Annotated in this window: 12 protein-coding genes and 5 tRNA genes; 14 read left to right on the top strand and 3 right to left on the bottom strand. The window is 70.1% G+C overall.

The window, feature by feature from the left end; all coding sequences use genetic code 11:
- Window positions 1-5: 5 nt before the first annotated feature.
- Entirely contained in the window at window positions 6-3,794 is a 3,789-nt protein-coding gene (locus AQJ84_RS29910; protein ID WP_053191546.1) for a sensor histidine kinase, read from the bottom strand.
- Window positions 3,795-4,404: 610 nt separating this feature from the next.
- On the opposite strand from AQJ84_RS29910, the gene AQJ84_RS29905 reads away from it, so the two are divergent.
- The 9 genes from AQJ84_RS29905 (at window position 4,405) to AQJ84_RS29865 (ending at window position 8,469) form a co-directional block, all read left to right on the top strand.
- Window positions 4,405-4,596 carry a hypothetical protein gene (locus AQJ84_RS29905; RefSeq protein WP_030045303.1) on the top strand — a complete coding sequence of 64 codons (192 nt, stop codon included), beginning with the start codon at window positions 4,405-4,407 and terminating at the stop codon, window positions 4,594-4,596.
- A gap of 131 nt (window positions 4,597-4,727) precedes the next feature.
- A complete protein-coding gene (locus AQJ84_RS29900) occupies window positions 4,728-5,504 on the top strand; it encodes a fumarylacetoacetate hydrolase family protein (RefSeq protein ID WP_030045302.1) in 777 nt (258 codons plus the stop codon).
- The gene (gene gltX, locus AQJ84_RS29895) at window positions 5,488-6,972 is read left to right on the top strand and encodes a glutamate--tRNA ligase (RefSeq protein ID WP_079022673.1); all 1,485 of its coding nucleotides are present in this window, start codon (window positions 5,488-5,490) and stop codon (window positions 6,970-6,972) included. Before AQJ84_RS29900 ends, gltX begins: the two co-directional genes overlap by 17 nt.
- Before the next feature lie 159 nt (window positions 6,973-7,131).
- On the top strand, window positions 7,132-7,863 hold the full coding sequence (locus AQJ84_RS29890; RefSeq protein ID WP_030045300.1) for an HAD family hydrolase: 732 nt from the start codon (window positions 7,132-7,134) through the stop codon (window positions 7,861-7,863).
- 91 nt (window positions 7,864-7,954) lie between these two features.
- Window positions 7,955-8,026, top strand: a tRNA-Gln gene (locus AQJ84_RS29885).
- Between the two features lie 42 nt (window positions 8,027-8,068).
- A tRNA-Glu gene (locus AQJ84_RS29880) sits at window positions 8,069-8,141 on the top strand.
- Window positions 8,142-8,203: 62 nt separating this feature from the next.
- Window positions 8,204-8,276, top strand: a tRNA-Glu gene (locus AQJ84_RS29875).
- Window positions 8,277-8,296: 20 nt separating this feature from the next.
- Window positions 8,297-8,368: transfer RNA gene (locus AQJ84_RS29870), tRNA-Gln, on the top strand.
- A gap of 28 nt (window positions 8,369-8,396) precedes the next feature.
- A tRNA-Glu gene (locus AQJ84_RS29865) sits at window positions 8,397-8,469 on the top strand.
- Window positions 8,470-8,518: 49 nt separating this feature from the next.
- On the opposite strand, the gene AQJ84_RS29860 is transcribed toward AQJ84_RS29865, so the two are convergent.
- Window positions 8,519-9,163, bottom strand: a complete 645-nt coding sequence (locus AQJ84_RS29860; protein WP_030045299.1) for a MerR family transcriptional regulator — start codon at window positions 9,161-9,163, stop codon at window positions 8,519-8,521.
- Between the two features lie 100 nt (window positions 9,164-9,263).
- Here AQJ84_RS29860 and AQJ84_RS29855 point away from each other — a divergent pair, with 100 nt between their 5' ends.
- Entirely contained in the window at window positions 9,264-9,830 is a 567-nt protein-coding gene (locus AQJ84_RS29855) for a DUF4188 domain-containing protein (protein WP_051870301.1), read from the top strand.
- 51 nt (window positions 9,831-9,881) lie between these two features.
- Here the strand turns inward: AQJ84_RS29855 and ndgR are convergent, their stop codons facing one another.
- Complete coding sequence (ndgR, locus tag AQJ84_RS29850; protein ID WP_010984119.1) at window positions 9,882-10,598, bottom strand: IclR family transcriptional regulator NdgR; 717 nt, start codon at window positions 10,596-10,598, stop codon at window positions 9,882-9,884.
- Window positions 10,599-10,786: 188 nt separating this feature from the next.
- On the opposite strand from ndgR, the gene leuC reads away from it, so the two are divergent.
- From leuC to AQJ84_RS29830, 4 genes are all read left to right on the top strand, one after another.
- Window positions 10,787-12,217 carry a 3-isopropylmalate dehydratase large subunit gene (gene leuC, locus AQJ84_RS29845; protein ID WP_053191542.1) on the top strand — a complete coding sequence of 477 codons (1,431 nt, stop codon included), beginning with the start codon at window positions 10,787-10,789 and terminating at the stop codon, window positions 12,215-12,217.
- A 5-nt stretch (window positions 12,218-12,222) separates the two neighbouring features.
- Window positions 12,223-12,816, top strand: a complete 594-nt coding sequence (gene leuD, locus AQJ84_RS29840; RefSeq protein ID WP_030045296.1) for a 3-isopropylmalate dehydratase small subunit — start codon at window positions 12,223-12,225, stop codon at window positions 12,814-12,816.
- A 276-nt stretch (window positions 12,817-13,092) separates the two neighbouring features.
- Window positions 13,093-13,323, top strand: a complete 231-nt coding sequence (locus tag AQJ84_RS29835; RefSeq protein WP_030045295.1) for an SCO5555 family protein — start codon at window positions 13,093-13,095, stop codon at window positions 13,321-13,323.
- 137 nt (window positions 13,324-13,460) lie between these two features.
- Entirely contained in the window at window positions 13,461-14,105 is a 645-nt protein-coding gene (locus AQJ84_RS29830) for an HU family DNA-binding protein (protein ID WP_030045294.1), read from the top strand.
- Window positions 14,106-14,174: the final 69 nt, after the last annotated feature.

Raw genomic sequence — 14,174 nt, 5'->3', positions numbered from 1 at the left:
CTCAACTAACGCTCCTGCTGGTGAGTGGGGCTCGGGAAGCTGCCGGTCTGGCCGGAACCGGCCTGTCGACCCTGCGCGATGCCCCGACGGAGATTGGTCAGCCGCCCGCGTACGTCGTCAGGCGCACGCGAGACCTGCGGACCGGCTTGGTGCTGTTGCTGCTGAGCCGTGCCCGGGACGAGGTTCGCCCTGGGCACCCGGCGCGGAAGGCCGGAGGTGGTGACGCCGCCCGCTGCCGGCTGCCGTACGCGCTCTGCCTGCCGGACGAGGTCGTCGTTCGGAGAGCTGCGCCAGGAGCTGGCGACGGGACGCTGAGGAGCGGCCGGAGCCTGCTGTTGCGGGGCGGGCGCGGCGGGAGCGGAGCCGTTGCTGTGCTGACCGCTCTGCTGTGCGCCCTGCTGACCGTTCTGCTGGCCGTTCTGGCCGTGGAACCAGTTGGTCTCGAGCGTGTCGTACAGCGGCGTACGGCCGTCACCGGGACCCGCCGGCGGCAGCGCCTCGGGCTCCTGACGGGCGGGCCGCTGCTGCGGACGCTGCGGGGCCGGCGGACGCGGAGCGCCGAAGTCGGCGCCGTTGCCCTGCGGCCGCTCGAACTGGCCGGTGGAGGACGGGCCGGCCGGGTTCTCGCGACCGGGCAGCGCGTGCTGGCCCGTGGAGCCGCCCTCGTAACCCGGCACGGAGAACTGACCGGTGGAGCCGTTGTCGTACGCCTGCGGGGCGGGGAACTGGCCCGTACCCGTCGGGCTGCTCTGCCCGGCCGCCGAGGTACCGAAGACGTCCGGGCGGACGTACTGGCCCGGGTTCTGGGTGCCGTTGGTGCCGGAAGGCGCCTGGGCGTCGAAGCCGGGACGGTCGAACTGGCCCGTGTTCGGGGCACTGTTCGGCGCGTTGAAGTCGAACTCGGGCAGGACACCGGGGCCCTGACGGCTGTCGCCGCGCGGGATCGCCGGCATCTCCGAGGTCGCGCCCGGGCCCTGCCGGTCGTCGATCCGCGGCATCCGGGAGGTCTGCGCCGGGTCCTGCTCGTCGTGGCCACGCGGGGCGTCGAGCGAGGCACGCGGCACCGGAGGCTGGGCGTTCTCGTCGCTCCAGCTGGGCACCCGCGGCTGCTGCGCGTTGCCACCGGGCAGCTCGGCCCGCGCACCGCCACGGCCCGGCAGCTGCGGCCGACGGCGCCGGCCCTGCTGCTCGTTGCCCGCGTTGGAGGGCGGGGAGGACTGCGGCTGCGGCGGGACGGGGCCACGGCCGCCACCGAAGGCGTCCTGGCCCTGCGATCCGTTGGTGCCCGCGGCCTGCAGGCCCTGCGGGGCACCCGGCGCCTGACCGCCGAAACCGGCACCGGCGGGAGCGGGGCGGCCCTGCGGAGGCATGCCCGGACCCTGAGGCCCGCGTGCTCCGCCCGGCGCACCACCGGGACGACCGCCACCGTCACGCCCGGGCAGCGCGGCGCGCGGTCCCTGACCGGTACCGAGCCGCCCGCCCGTGGGCGCGCCGCCGCCGAGGGCGCCCGCACCGGCGGGGCCGCCGCCGAGGGGGCCGCCGCCCTGCGGGCCGGTGCCGCGCCGGGCGGCCGCCACACCGGCGGCTGCCGCGGCGGCACCGCCACCGGAGTTGGCGCCCTGGTTGGGCTGGGGCTTCTTGCCGCCCTGGGCGACGTCCACGGGCAGCATGACCAGCGCGGTCGTACCACCGGAGTCGGACGGGCGCAGCTGGATGCGGATGCCGTGACGCTGCGACAGACGACCGACCACGAACAGACCCATGCGGCGGGAGACCGACACGTCCACGGTGGGCGGCGACGCCAGTCGCTCGTTGATCGCGGCGAGGTCCTCGGGGGAGAGGCCGATGCCGGTGTCGTGGATCTCGATCAGGACGCGGCCGTCGGGCAGCGCGTGACCGGTGACCTTGACCTTGGTCTGCGGGGAGGAGAACGAGGTGGCGTTCTCGAGCAGCTCGGCGAGGAGGTGCACGAGGTCGTTGACGACCCGGCCGGCCACTTCGGTGGTCGGCACGGAGGCCAGCTCGATGCGCTCGTACTGCTCCACCTCGGACGCGGCGGCACGGAGCACGTCGACCAGCGGGACCGGACGGGTCCAGCGGCGGCCGGGCTCCTCACCCGCGAGGACGAGGAGGTTCTCACCGTTACGGCGCATGCGGGTCGCGAGGTGGTCGAGCTTGAAGAGGGAGGACAGCTGGTCCGGGTCGGCCTCGCGGGACTCCAGTTCGGAGATCAGCGACAGCTGGCGCTGGATCAGGCCCTGGGAGCGGCGCGAGAGGTTGGTGAACATCGCGTTGACGTTGCCCCGCAGCAGGGCCTGCTCGGCGGCGAGGCGGACCGCCTCGCGGTGCACGTCGTCGAAGGCCGCGGCCACCTGGCCGATCTCGTCCCGAGAGTGCACACCGACGGACTCGACGGAGGTGTCGACGTCCTGCGGGTCGGACTCCGACAACTGCTTGACCAGCTCGGGCAGCCGGTCCTGGGCGACCCTGTTGGCGGACTCCTGGAGGCGGCGCAGCGAGCGGATCATGGAGCGGGCCACGACGAACGCGCCGACCAGCGAGATGCCGAGGACGAGCAGGATCAGCGCACCGGAGATGATCGCGTCGCGCTCCGACTCGTTGCGCAGCTCGCGGGCCTTCTGCTCCATGTCCTCGAGCAGCGTGTGCTCGATGTTGCCCATCTGCTCGATCTTGGTCGAGCTGTCGTCCACCCAGTCCTTGTACGACCGCTTGTCCAGGTCGGCGAGACCCGTCGACGTGCGCAGCGCGCGGCTGGCGTAGGTGTCGGTGGCCTGGATGGTCGGGTTGTTCTCCTCGATGGGCTTGAGGAGCTCGGGGGCGCTGTCGGTGCCGTAGATGCTCCGGAAGCTGGAGAGCTCGGAGTCCTCGCTCTCCAGGGCGCCCTCGGCGTACAGCCGGTCGTTCTCGGTGAGCCGGCCGGCCGTGGTGTTGCTGGCGGGCAGCGCCGCCGCGAGGATCGCGCGCTGGATGGACGCGTACTCCTTGGCGGACGAGAAGGCCGCCAGGGCGCGCGTGCGCTGGATCATCTCGGGGTTGCTGGTGGCCTCGGCCATGTCCTGCGAGAGGTCGAGCAGGTGGGTGACGAGGCGGTGGTAGCCCTCGACCGTCTGGGAGGCGTTGTTCTTGGTCTCGTAGGCCGAGCTGCGGATCTTCTCGAGGCCGTTGAGGTCACGGATGAGGCCGACGAGGCTCTCGCGGACGCCCTGGAGGTTGCCGTCCTTGCTGGAGGAGTCGATCTCCTCGGCGGCGTCCGTGAAGGCGTCCATGGCCCGGTCGGTCTTGTCCCGGTAGCCCTTGACCGTGTACTTGTTCGCGGCCGAGGAGTGCGCCAGGGGACCGGCGGACTGGTCGCGCTCCTCCTGGAGCGCGGCGGCCAGCTCGGTGGCCTGCTTGGTCATCTCCGTCAGCAGCTTCATGTTGTCGAGCTGCTGGATGTCGTCCATCGACTGGTTGATACGCAGTGCGCCCAGCGAGGTGGCCGCGACCACCGGAAGCGCGAGCAGCGACACCAGACGCGTGGAGATGCGCCAGTTGCGCAGGGCTATTCGCGGGCCGGGACCGCTCGGGCCCTTAGGCGGCTTCACATCCGGCGTGGTCGGAGCGGCGGGGCCGGTCGTAGCGGACACACCAGGGCGCCCGGGGCGCTCACCGCCGTCGCCGGACGGACCCGTGCCCGGGTTCTGGGCGTGCTGGGGCGAGGAACCGCGGTCGGTCCCGCCACGCGGCTCCGGCTCCGCCGAAGCACTGCCATCCCTCTTGAAACGTCCCTGCACTAGCGTCGCAACCTCTGGACCAGGCGCCCCTCCGCGCGAACGGAAGGACGGTGTCGGCGTCGTAGGGGGCGCCCTGAATTACGCCCCCCTGGTGGTCGTGAGTGACCGGCGCGCTGGTTCCCCCTTCTCGCCGCCACACGGCGCTTCTCTGCGCCCCCTGTGCGCCGGCTCGATCCTGCGGCGGTCCGAGGAATTCCAGCACAGTGCAGGATCTCCAACAAGGCCCGTAGGCCAGGCCGTGACCTACGTGACACCACGTGAGTGCCGGATCACCGGACGTAGAAGTCGATCCCACCCATACCGGGCATACACCCGCGAGTTCACCGAGGGCAAGCGGTGTCCCAGTCGCCATGATCAGGAGCGGAATGATGGCTTCAGGGGGCCAATGTCCGTTTCGTTAGGGTGAGTTGTGGGTCCGTTTTGACCGTTTTACCCCTAGGTGAGTGAGGAAACTCACACACCGATCTTGGAGTCTGTGCGGTCCGCGAGGGGAATCGCATGTTTAGCCTGACGCTTTACAGAGATGGCAGATCCGACAACCCGCGCCGCTCCAGGGGCCCTTCGGTCCTCGGCACACCCGGCGCCCGTACAGAACAGGTCTCGTACCACCGTGAAGACGACGATGATGTTCCGCACCACCGCCAACCCGCGGCGCACGACGCTGGCGCACCTCGAGGACGCCGACGACCTGCAGACCCCGGAGCAGCCGGAGCACTCCGTCGACCTCCCGGCCCAGACCGCCAACCCCCGCCGCACGATCCTGATGGAGATGCCGGCCATGGCCGGCGCCGTCCAGGAGTAGATCACCAAGCCCGCCGTGGATCAAGGGCGCCCCGCAGCAAACGCGCGAGGCGCCAGCCCCTCGAGCCTGCCCGGCCGCGTTAGCCTGGAGCGTCAGACTCCAGCCAGCTCAGTGAGGGGCGCAAGGATCCCGTGCGCATCGCCAGATTCTCCATCGACGGGAACGTCGCCTTCGGCGCGGTCGAGGGTGACAGGCCGGACGAACTCGTCCTGGACATCATCAAGGGCATCCCGTTCGCCGACTTCGAACTCTCCGGTACGAAGGTCCCGCTGAGCAAGGTGAGGCTGCTGCCGCCGGTGCTCCCCAACAAGGTCGTGGCCTTCGGCCGCAACTACGCGGAGCACGCCCGCGAGCTGGGCAACGAGGTGCCCGACGCCCCCTTCGCCTTCTTCAAGCCCTCCACCGCGGTGATCGGCCCGGGCGACGCGATCCAGTACCCCGCCTTCTCCGAGGACCTGCACCACGAGGCCGAACTGGCCGTGGTCATCGGCCGCATGTGCCGAGAGGTCCCGCGTGAGCGCGTCAAGGACGTCATCCTCGGCTACACCTGCGCGATGGACATCACCGCCCGCGACGTCCAGAAGCGCGAGAAGCAGTGGGCCCGGGCGAAGGGCTTCGACACGTCCTGCCCGCTCGGCCCCTGGGTGGAGACCGACCTCGACCCGAGCGACCTCACCATCCAGCTGACCGTCAACGGCCAGCAGCGCCAGCTCGGCCGCACCAGCGAGATGATTCACCCGATCGAGGATCTGATCGTCAACATCACCGAGGCCATGACGCTGCTCCCCGGCGACGTGATCCTCACGGGCACCCCGGCAGGCGTCGGACCGCTCACCGTCGGCGACGAGGTCGCCGTCACCATCGAAGGCATCGGCACTCTCACCAACAAGGTTGTCAAGCGTGGCTAGCGCACCCGTCCGCGTACGTTTCTGTCCGTCGCCCACCGGTAACCCCCACGTGGGCCTGGTCCGCACCGCCCTGTTCAACTGGGCGTTCGCCCGGCACCACGAGGGCACTCTGGTCTTCCGCATCGAGGACACCGACGCGGCCCGCGACTCCGAGGAGTCCTACGACCAGCTGCTCGACTCGATGCGCTGGCTGGGCTTCGACTGGGACGAGGGCCCCGAGGTCGGCGGCCCGCACGCGCCGTACCGCCAGTCGCAGCGGATGGACCTCTACAAGGAGGTCGCCCGGAAGCTGCTGGACGCCGGCCACGCGTACCGCTGCTACTGCTCCCAGGAGGAGCTGGACACCCGCCGCGAGGCCGCCCGCGCCGCCGGCAAGCCCTCCGGCTACGACGGCCACTGCCGCGACCTGAGTGCCGAGCAGGTGGGCGGGTACGAGGCGCAGGGCCGTACGCCCATCGTCCGCTTCCGCATGCCCGACGAGACGATCACCTTCACGGACCTGGTCCGTGGCGAGCTGACGTTCACCCCGGAGAACGTGCCCGACTACGGCATCGTCCGGGCGAACGGGGCCCCGCTCTACACGCTGGTCAACCCGGTCGACGACGCCCTGATGGAGATCACCCACGTCCTGCGCGGCGAGGACCTCCTGTCCTCCACCCCGCGCCAGATCGCCCTGTACAAGGCGCTGATCGAGCTGGGCGTCGCGCGGCAGATCCCGTCCTTCGGGCACCTGCCGTACGTGATGGGCGAGGGCAACAAGAAGCTGTCCAAGCGCGACCCGCAGTCCTCGCTGAACCTCTACCGGGAGCGCGGCTTCCTGCCGGAGGGCCTGCTCAACTACCTGTCCCTCCTGGGCTGGTCGCTCTCCGCGGACCAGGACATCTTCACGATGGACGAGATGGTCGCGGCCTTCGACGTCGCCGACGTGAACCCCAACCCGGCCCGCTTCGACCTGAAGAAGTGCGAGGCGATCAACGCCGACCACATCCGGCTGCTGGACGTGAAGGACTTCACCGAGCGCTGCCGCCCGTGGCTCCAGCCCCCGTTCGCCCCCTGGGCGCCGGAGGACTTCGACGAGACGAAGTGGCAGGCGATCGCCCCGCACGCCCAGACCCGCCTCAAGGTCCTCTCCGAGATCACGGACAACGTCGACTTCCTGTTCCTGTCCGAGCCGGTCTTCGACGAGCCGAGCTGGACGAAGGCGATGAAGGAGGGCTCGGACGCCCTGCTCCGCACGGCCCGCGAGAAGCTGGAGTCCGCGGACTGGACGTCCCCCGAGTCCCTCAAGGAGGCCGTCCTGGCCGCCGGCGAGGCCCACAGTCTCAAGCTCGGCAAGGCCCAGGCCCCGGTCCGCGTCGCCGTCACCGGCCGTACCGTCGGCCTGCCGCTCTTCGAGTCCATGGAGGTCCTGGGCAAGGAGACGACACTGGCCCGCGTCGACGCGGCACTGGCGAAGCTGACGGCGTAGCCCGGTACCCGACACGCGGGGCGGCGGCCGGCACGGCCGCCGCCCCGCGTGGTTCCGTGACGGGAGCGCCTTCCCCTCGCACATCGTCACGATCATGACTTCCCGAAGAGGAACGCCGTTCCCCGGACGCGCACCCCGGGGCGGAGTTACCGTCGGACCATGAGCATTCGCGCCGTGGTCTGGGACGTTGACGACACCCTCTTCGACTACAGCGCCGCGGACCGCGCCGGCATGCGCGGCCATCTCACGGCCGAGGGCCTGCTCGACGGGTACGAGAGCCTGGAGCAGGCGATCGTGCGCTGGCGGGAGATCACCGACGCCCAGTGGGCGCGGTTCTCGGCGGGGGAGAACACCTTCCAGGGGCAGCGCAGGGACCGCGTGCGGGTGTTCCTGGGCGAGGAGCTGAGCGACGCGGAGGCCGACGCCTGGTTCGAGCGCTACATCGCCCACTACGAGACGGCCTGGGCCCTCTTCCCGGACGTCCTGCCGGTCCTGGACGCCCTCGCCACCACTCACCGGCACGCCGTGCTCTCCAACTCCAGCATCCGGGTCCAGGACCGCAAACTGCGCGTCCTCGGTGTGCACGACCGCTTCGAGGCCATTCTGTGCGCGGCGGAACTCGGCGTCTCCAAGCCCGAGGCCGCCGCCTTCCTCGCGGCCTGCGAGGCGCTCTCCCTGCCCCCGCACCAGGTCGCGTACGTCGGTGATCACCCGGAGATCGACGGACAGGGCGCGGCGGACGCCGGCCTGCTCTCCGTGTGGATCGACCGCTACGGGGGCACGGCCACCGTCGACGTCCCCTCCGGGCGGCACCGCATCGTCTCGCTCGCCGAACTCCCCGCGATCCTCGGCGCCGATACCCGTTTTGGAGCCCCGTCCACCTTCGGGTAATGTTCTTCCTGCGCCGCCGGAGAGCGGGCCGAAAGGCCGGAACCCGGGGGAGCACACTAGAACAAAACCCCTTCAGGGGCTTGCGTTCCAGTGGCCTATGGTGTAATTGGCAGCACGACGGTTTCTGGTTCCGTTAGTCTTGGTTCGAGTCCAGGTAGGCCAGCTCGCAGAGCTCATCTGCAAAAGCGGAGGTCATCTCCGCGAAGCCCCCGTTGTGTAGCGGCCTAGCACGCTGCCCTCTCAAGGCAGTAGCGCCGGTTCGAATCCGGTCGGGGGTACAGATCCTTCTCAGGGGGACAGTCCGGGTCGCACCCGCTGACTCTCATGCAGGATCGCTAGGGCCCCCGTTGTGTAGCGGCCTAGCACGCCGCCCTCTCAAGGCGGTAGCGCCGGTTCGAATCCGGTCGGGGGTACTGACTGGTCTAAACCACTTTGGTCTATGGTGTAATTGGCAGCACGACTGATTCTGGTTCAGTTAGTCTTGGTTCGAGTCCAGGTAGACCAGCTCGGGCCTGCGGAAACGCAGTGTCCACGCCCCCGTTGTGTAGCGGCCTAGCACGCCGCCCTCTCAAGGCGGTAGCGCCGGTTCGAATCCGGTCGGGGGTACTCGAAGCGAAGGCCCTCCACTTCGGTGGGGGGCCTTCGTCGTGTCCGCTCACTCGAAGCCGTAGCGCCGCCCCGACTCCTCCTCCTGCGCCAGCCGGTGCAGGGACTGGAGCATCGGCTGCACCAGGACCGCTCCGAGGACCGCGATCTCGGCCTTCTCGGCCTCCGAGGGGTGGGTCTCCATGAAGTCCAGGTCGAGCACGGCCGCCTGGTGCATCAACCGGGCGTAGGCCACGAGCAGTTCGGGACTCCAGTCGTAGCCCAGCCGCCTGAGCGCGGCCACCGCCACCACCAGCGAGCGGTAGGCGGGGGAGATGGTGACCAGGGCCCGGGCGTTCGACCAGCCCAGCGTCTCCAGCAGCTGTTCCGTCTCGCCCTGCGCGGAGCGTACGAACTCGTCGTCCGCGTCCGGCTCGGGGACCTGCGGCAGGGACCACAGGGCCGCGCCCAGTCGCATCGTGCGCCCCAGGGACTCGTCGTCGACGTGCCGCAGCACCTTGCGGACCGTCGCCACCGGCACCCGGCCCACCTGGATCATGGCCCGCACCATCCGCAGCCGGCGCAGATGCTCGTCGTCGTACTCGGAAGTGGTCGCGTTGATCTGGCGGCCCGACGCCAACAGCCCTTCGCGCAGGTAGTACTTGATCGTCGCGGTGGACACACCGCTGCGCTCGCTCAGCTCCGCCAGCCGCATCTCACGTCTCTCCCTTGCGCCTCTCCTTGGAAAGTGCCACTATCCAAGCATCGCTGAGAAGGATAGTGCCGCTATCCGATCGGGCAGCCGGGGGGTCGCCATGTTCGCGAAGCCGATCGCCGGCCGCACCACCGCCGCCGCCGAAGGCGATGTGGTGGTCCTGCTGATCGGGATGCGTGTCAACCGCTTCTGGGCGGTGCACCAGTGGCTGCCGGTCATGGCGTCGATGTTCCGCATGCTGGGGGAGCTTGCGCGGGACGCCGACCGGGGGCTGCTGGGGCGCGTGCTCCTGACGGCTTCCCCGCGGACGTACTACGTCGTCCAGTACTGGGAGTCCAAGGAGAAGCTCTACGCGTACGCGGCCTCGCCCGACATGTTCCACCACCGGGTCTGGGGGATCGTCAACCGCAAGGAGCGGGCGGGGAAGGTGCGGGGGCACGTCGGGCTGTGGCACGAGGCCTACGTCGTGCCCGAGGGGTCGTACGAGTCGATCTACTTCGACATGCCGCCCTTCGGTCTCGCGGCGGCCACGGGGGTGCTGCCGGTCGAGAGCCGGGGGCGGCGGGCGGCGCAGCGGTTCGCGCACCGGTCGGCCGGGATGGACGAGAAGGCCGAGAAGCCTGTCCGAGGGGGGTCGGGGGACCGAGGGGGCCTGCCGCGGCGTTGAGGCAGGCCCCCTCGGTGTTGCCCCGAAGGTGCCCCGAAGGCGTGCCCGGGGTCAGCCGGTGCGGCGCAGGGCCTCGGAGAGGCGGCCCGCGGCGTCGATGACCGCCTGGGCGTGCATACGGCCCGGGTGGCGCGTCAGGCGCTCGATGGGGCCGGAGACCGAGACGGCGGCCACCACGCGGTTGGAGGGGCCGCGCACGGGCGCGGAGACCGACGCCACGCCCGGCTCGCGCTCACCGATGGACTGGGCCCAGCCCCGGCGCCGGACGCCCGAGAGGGCGGTGGCGGTGAAGCGGGCGCCCTGCAGACCCCGGTGCAGCCGCTCGGGCTCTTCCCAGGCCATGAGGATCTGGGCGGAGGAGCCCGCCTTCATCGTGAGCGTCGAGCCGACCGGGACCGTGTCCCGGAGGCCGGACAGGCGCTCGGCCGCGGCGACGCAGATGCGCATGTCGCCCTGGCGGCGGTAGAGCTGCGCGCTCTCGCCCGTGACGTCACGGAGGTGGGTGAGCACCGGTCCCGCCGTGGCGAGCAGGCGGTCCTCGCCGGCCGCCGCGGCCAGCTCGGCCAGGCGGGGGCCGAGAATGAAACGCCCCTGCATGTCGCGCGCCACCATCCGGTGGTGTTCCAGAGCCACGGCCAGCCGGTGGGCCGTGGGTCGTGCCAGTCCGGTGGCCGCGACCAGACCCGCGAGGGTGGCCGGACCGGACTCCAGAGCGCTCAGAACAAGGGCCGCCTTGTCCAGAACGCCGACGCCGCTACTGTTGTCCATGCAACGATACTCGCGTCTCACTCTGTGAAACGCAAGTTCAATTTTGCGTGGAACACGCCACTCTGGAAGACACAGCGGCCCGCGGACCAACGGGCCAGGCGGCGGAGCCCGGGGACAGGGGCGCGGGCGCCGCATCCTCAAGATCTCTAGTTTGGGCCGGGGCACCTTTTCCGGCCGGAGGGAAAGCGATGGGTAGGACACTCGCGGAGAAGGTCTGGGACGACCACGTCGTCCGGCGCGCCGAGGGCGAGCCCGACCTCCTCTTCATCGATCTGCACCTGCTGCACGAGGTGACCAGCCCGCAGGCCTTCGACGGGCTGCGCAAGAGCGGTCGCCAGGTGCGCCGGCTCGACCTGACCATCGCCACCGAGGACCACAACACCCCGACCCTCGACATCGACAAGCCCATCGCGGACCCGGTCTCCCGGATCCAGTTGGAGACGCTGCGCAAGAACGCCGCCGACTTCGGTGTCCGGCTGCACCCGCTGGGCGACGTCGAGCAGGGTGTCGTGCACGTCGTCGGCCCGCAGCTGGGGCTGACCCAGCCGGGCATGACGGTCGTCTGCGGTGACTCCCACACCTCCACGCACGGCGCCTTCGGTGGTCTGGCCTTCGGCATCGGCACCTCCCAGGTCGAGCACGTGCTGGCCACCCAGACGCTGCCGCTGGTCCGGCCCAAGACCATGGCCATCACCGTCAACGGCGAACTGCCCGACGGAGTCACCGCCAAGGACCTGATCCTGGCGATCATCGCCCGGATCGGCACCGGCGGCGGTCAGGGCTACGTCCTGGAGTACCGCGGCTCCGCCATCGAGAAGCTCTCGATGGAGGCCCGGATGACCATCTGCAACATGTCGATCGAGGCCGGCGCCCGCGCGGGCATGATCGCCCCCGACGAGACCACGTTCGCCTACCTCGAGGGCCGCCCGCACGCCCCCAAGGGCGAGGACTGGGACGCGGCCGTCGCGTACTGGAAGACCCTGAAGACGGACGCGGACGCCGAGTTCGACGCCGAGGTCGTCATCGAGGCCGCCGAGCTGTCGCCGTTCGTCACCTGGGGCACCAACCCCGGCCAGGGCGCGCCGCTTTCGGCCGACGTCCCCGACCCTGCTTCGTACGAAGACGCTTCGGAGCGCCACGCCGCCGAAAAGGCCCTGGAGTACATGGGGTTGGAGGCCGGCCAGCCGCTGCGGTCCATCAAGGTGGACACCGTCTTCGTAGGCTCCTGCACCAACGGCCGGATCGAGGACCTGCGCGCCGCGGCCGAGATCGTCAAGGACCGCAAAGTCGCCGACGGCGTACGGATGCTGGTCGTCCCCGGCTCCGCGCGGGTCGGCCTGCAGGCCGTCTCCGAGGGCCTGGACGTCGTCTTCAAGGACGCCGGCGCCGAGTGGCGGCACGCGGGCTGCTCGATGTGTCTGGGCATGAACCCCGACCAGCTGGCCCCGGGTGAGCGCTCCGCGTCCACCTCCAACCGCAACTTCGAGGGCCGACAGGGCAAGGGCGGTCGTACCCACCTGGTGTCGCCGCAGGTGGCGGCCGCCACGGCGGTGCTGGGCCACCTGGCCTCACCGGCTGACCTGTCCGACGCCGAGACCCGTACGCCCGCTGGAGTCTGAGAGTCATGGAAGCATTCACCAAGCACACCGGCCGGGCCGTCCCGCTGCGCCGCAGCAACGTCGACACCGACCAGATCATCCCTGCTCACTGGCTCAAGAAGGTGACCAGGGACGGGTTCGAGGACGGGCTGTTCGAGGCCTGGCGCAAGGACCCGGAGTTCATCCTCAACCGCCCCGAGCGGCAGGGCGCGACCGTCCTGGTGGCCGGCCCCGACTTCGGCACCGGCTCCTCCCGTGAGCACGCCGTCTGGGCGCTGCAGAACTTCGGCTTCAAGACCGTCATCTCCTCCCGCTTCGCCGACATCTTCCGCGGCAACTCGCTCAAGAACGGCCTGCTCACGGTGGTTCTGGAGCAGAAGATCGTGGACGCGCTGCAGGAACTCACGGAGAAGGACCCGACCGCCGAGATCACGGTCGACCTGGAGGCCCGCGAAGTGCGCGCCGAGGGCGTCACCGCCTCCTTCGAGCTGGACGAGAACTCCCGCTGGCGGCTGCTGAACGGGCTGGACGACATCTCCATCACCCTGCAGAACGAGGCCGACATCGCCGCGTACGAGGCCAAGCGCCCGTCGTACAAGCCGAGGACGCTCCAGATCTGACCGGAGCACCGCCCGGCGCAACTGAACAGGTCGAGTTTCGGCCACCGCGACACCCCGCCTGTACCCCCGATCAGCCCGATCGGGGGTACAGCCGTGTCTGCACCCGAACGGCCCTGCCCCCGCCGACACCTCTTCTCAACTTCCCACGTTATGAGGGTTGTTGCCGGGGTACGCGACCACGGTGACCGTGGCTCCACCAGGCGCCCGGGAGGCCGTCCGAGGCGGCAGTTGCCCCCTGAGCAGGCGACAACTCGCCCCAGATGGCACAATCTGTGCATGGAACACGACGGCCAACTCGAGCTCTATGCGGCAGTCGCGGACCAACTCAAGGAAGCGCACACAAGAGTGCGCGCACTGCAAGTCCCGGAGGGCGTACGGATGGCGCTGACCCGGAAGCTGCTGGTCATTACGGCCGCGGCCAAGCACGATCTCGCCGACGCGACAAGGCGTCTGGAGCGGTTCGTGGCGGACCTCGACGCGGGTCGATTCCCCGAAGAGGAACGCTGAACGAGTCCAGGACAGCCGAGTTCGTTGCGGCGCACGGGTGATAAGCCCGTTTCGTGTTTGATTTGCGGTATATATCTGCCTAACGTGCGAAAAAGCTTGAACACTTTCGTTCTGGCAATGTCTCCGAAGGGGAAGACGTGAACAAGGCGCAGCTCGTAGAAACGATTGCCGACAAGCTGGGCGGCCGCCAGCAGGCCGCCGACGCCGTCGACGCGGTCCTGGACGCCATCGTCCGCGCGACCGTCGCCGGCGACCGGGTCTCGGTCACGGGCTTCGGCTCGTTCGAGAAGGTCGACCGTCCGGCGCGCTACGCCCGCAACCCCCAGACGGGCGAGCGGGTTCGGGTCAAGAAGACCTCCGTGCCGCGCTTCCGCGCGGGCCAGGGGTTCAAGGACCTGGTGAGCGGCTCGAAGAAGCTCCCGAAGAACGACGTCGCGGTCAAGAAGGCCCCCAAGGGCAGCCTGACCGGCGGTTCTTCGGCGACGGTCAAGAAGGCGGCCGCGAAGAAGGCCACCACGAAGACGGCAGCCGCGAAGAAGACCACCGCGAAGAAGACGACGGCCAAGAAGACCACGGCCACCGCGAAGAAGACCACGGCGAAGAAGGCCCCCGCCAAGAAGACCACGGCGACCGCCAAGAGCACCGCCGCGAAGAAGACCACCGCGAAGAGCGCGACGGCCAAGAAGGCCCCGGCGAAGAAGGCGACGGCCAAGAAGGCCCCCGCCAAGAAGTCGACGGCTCGCACGACCACCGCCAAGAAGGCCACCGCCCGCAAGAGGTAGGGGCACAGGGGCACTCACGCGCCGGGCCGGACTCCGCACGGAGTCCGGCCCGCGGCGCGTGCTGGGGGG

Source organism: Streptomyces resistomycificus (genome assembly GCF_001514265.1).
GTDB lineage: Bacteria > Actinomycetota > Actinomycetes > Streptomycetales > Streptomycetaceae > Streptomyces > Streptomyces resistomycificus.
This window is presented reverse-complemented; position numbering and strand designations above follow the sequence as displayed.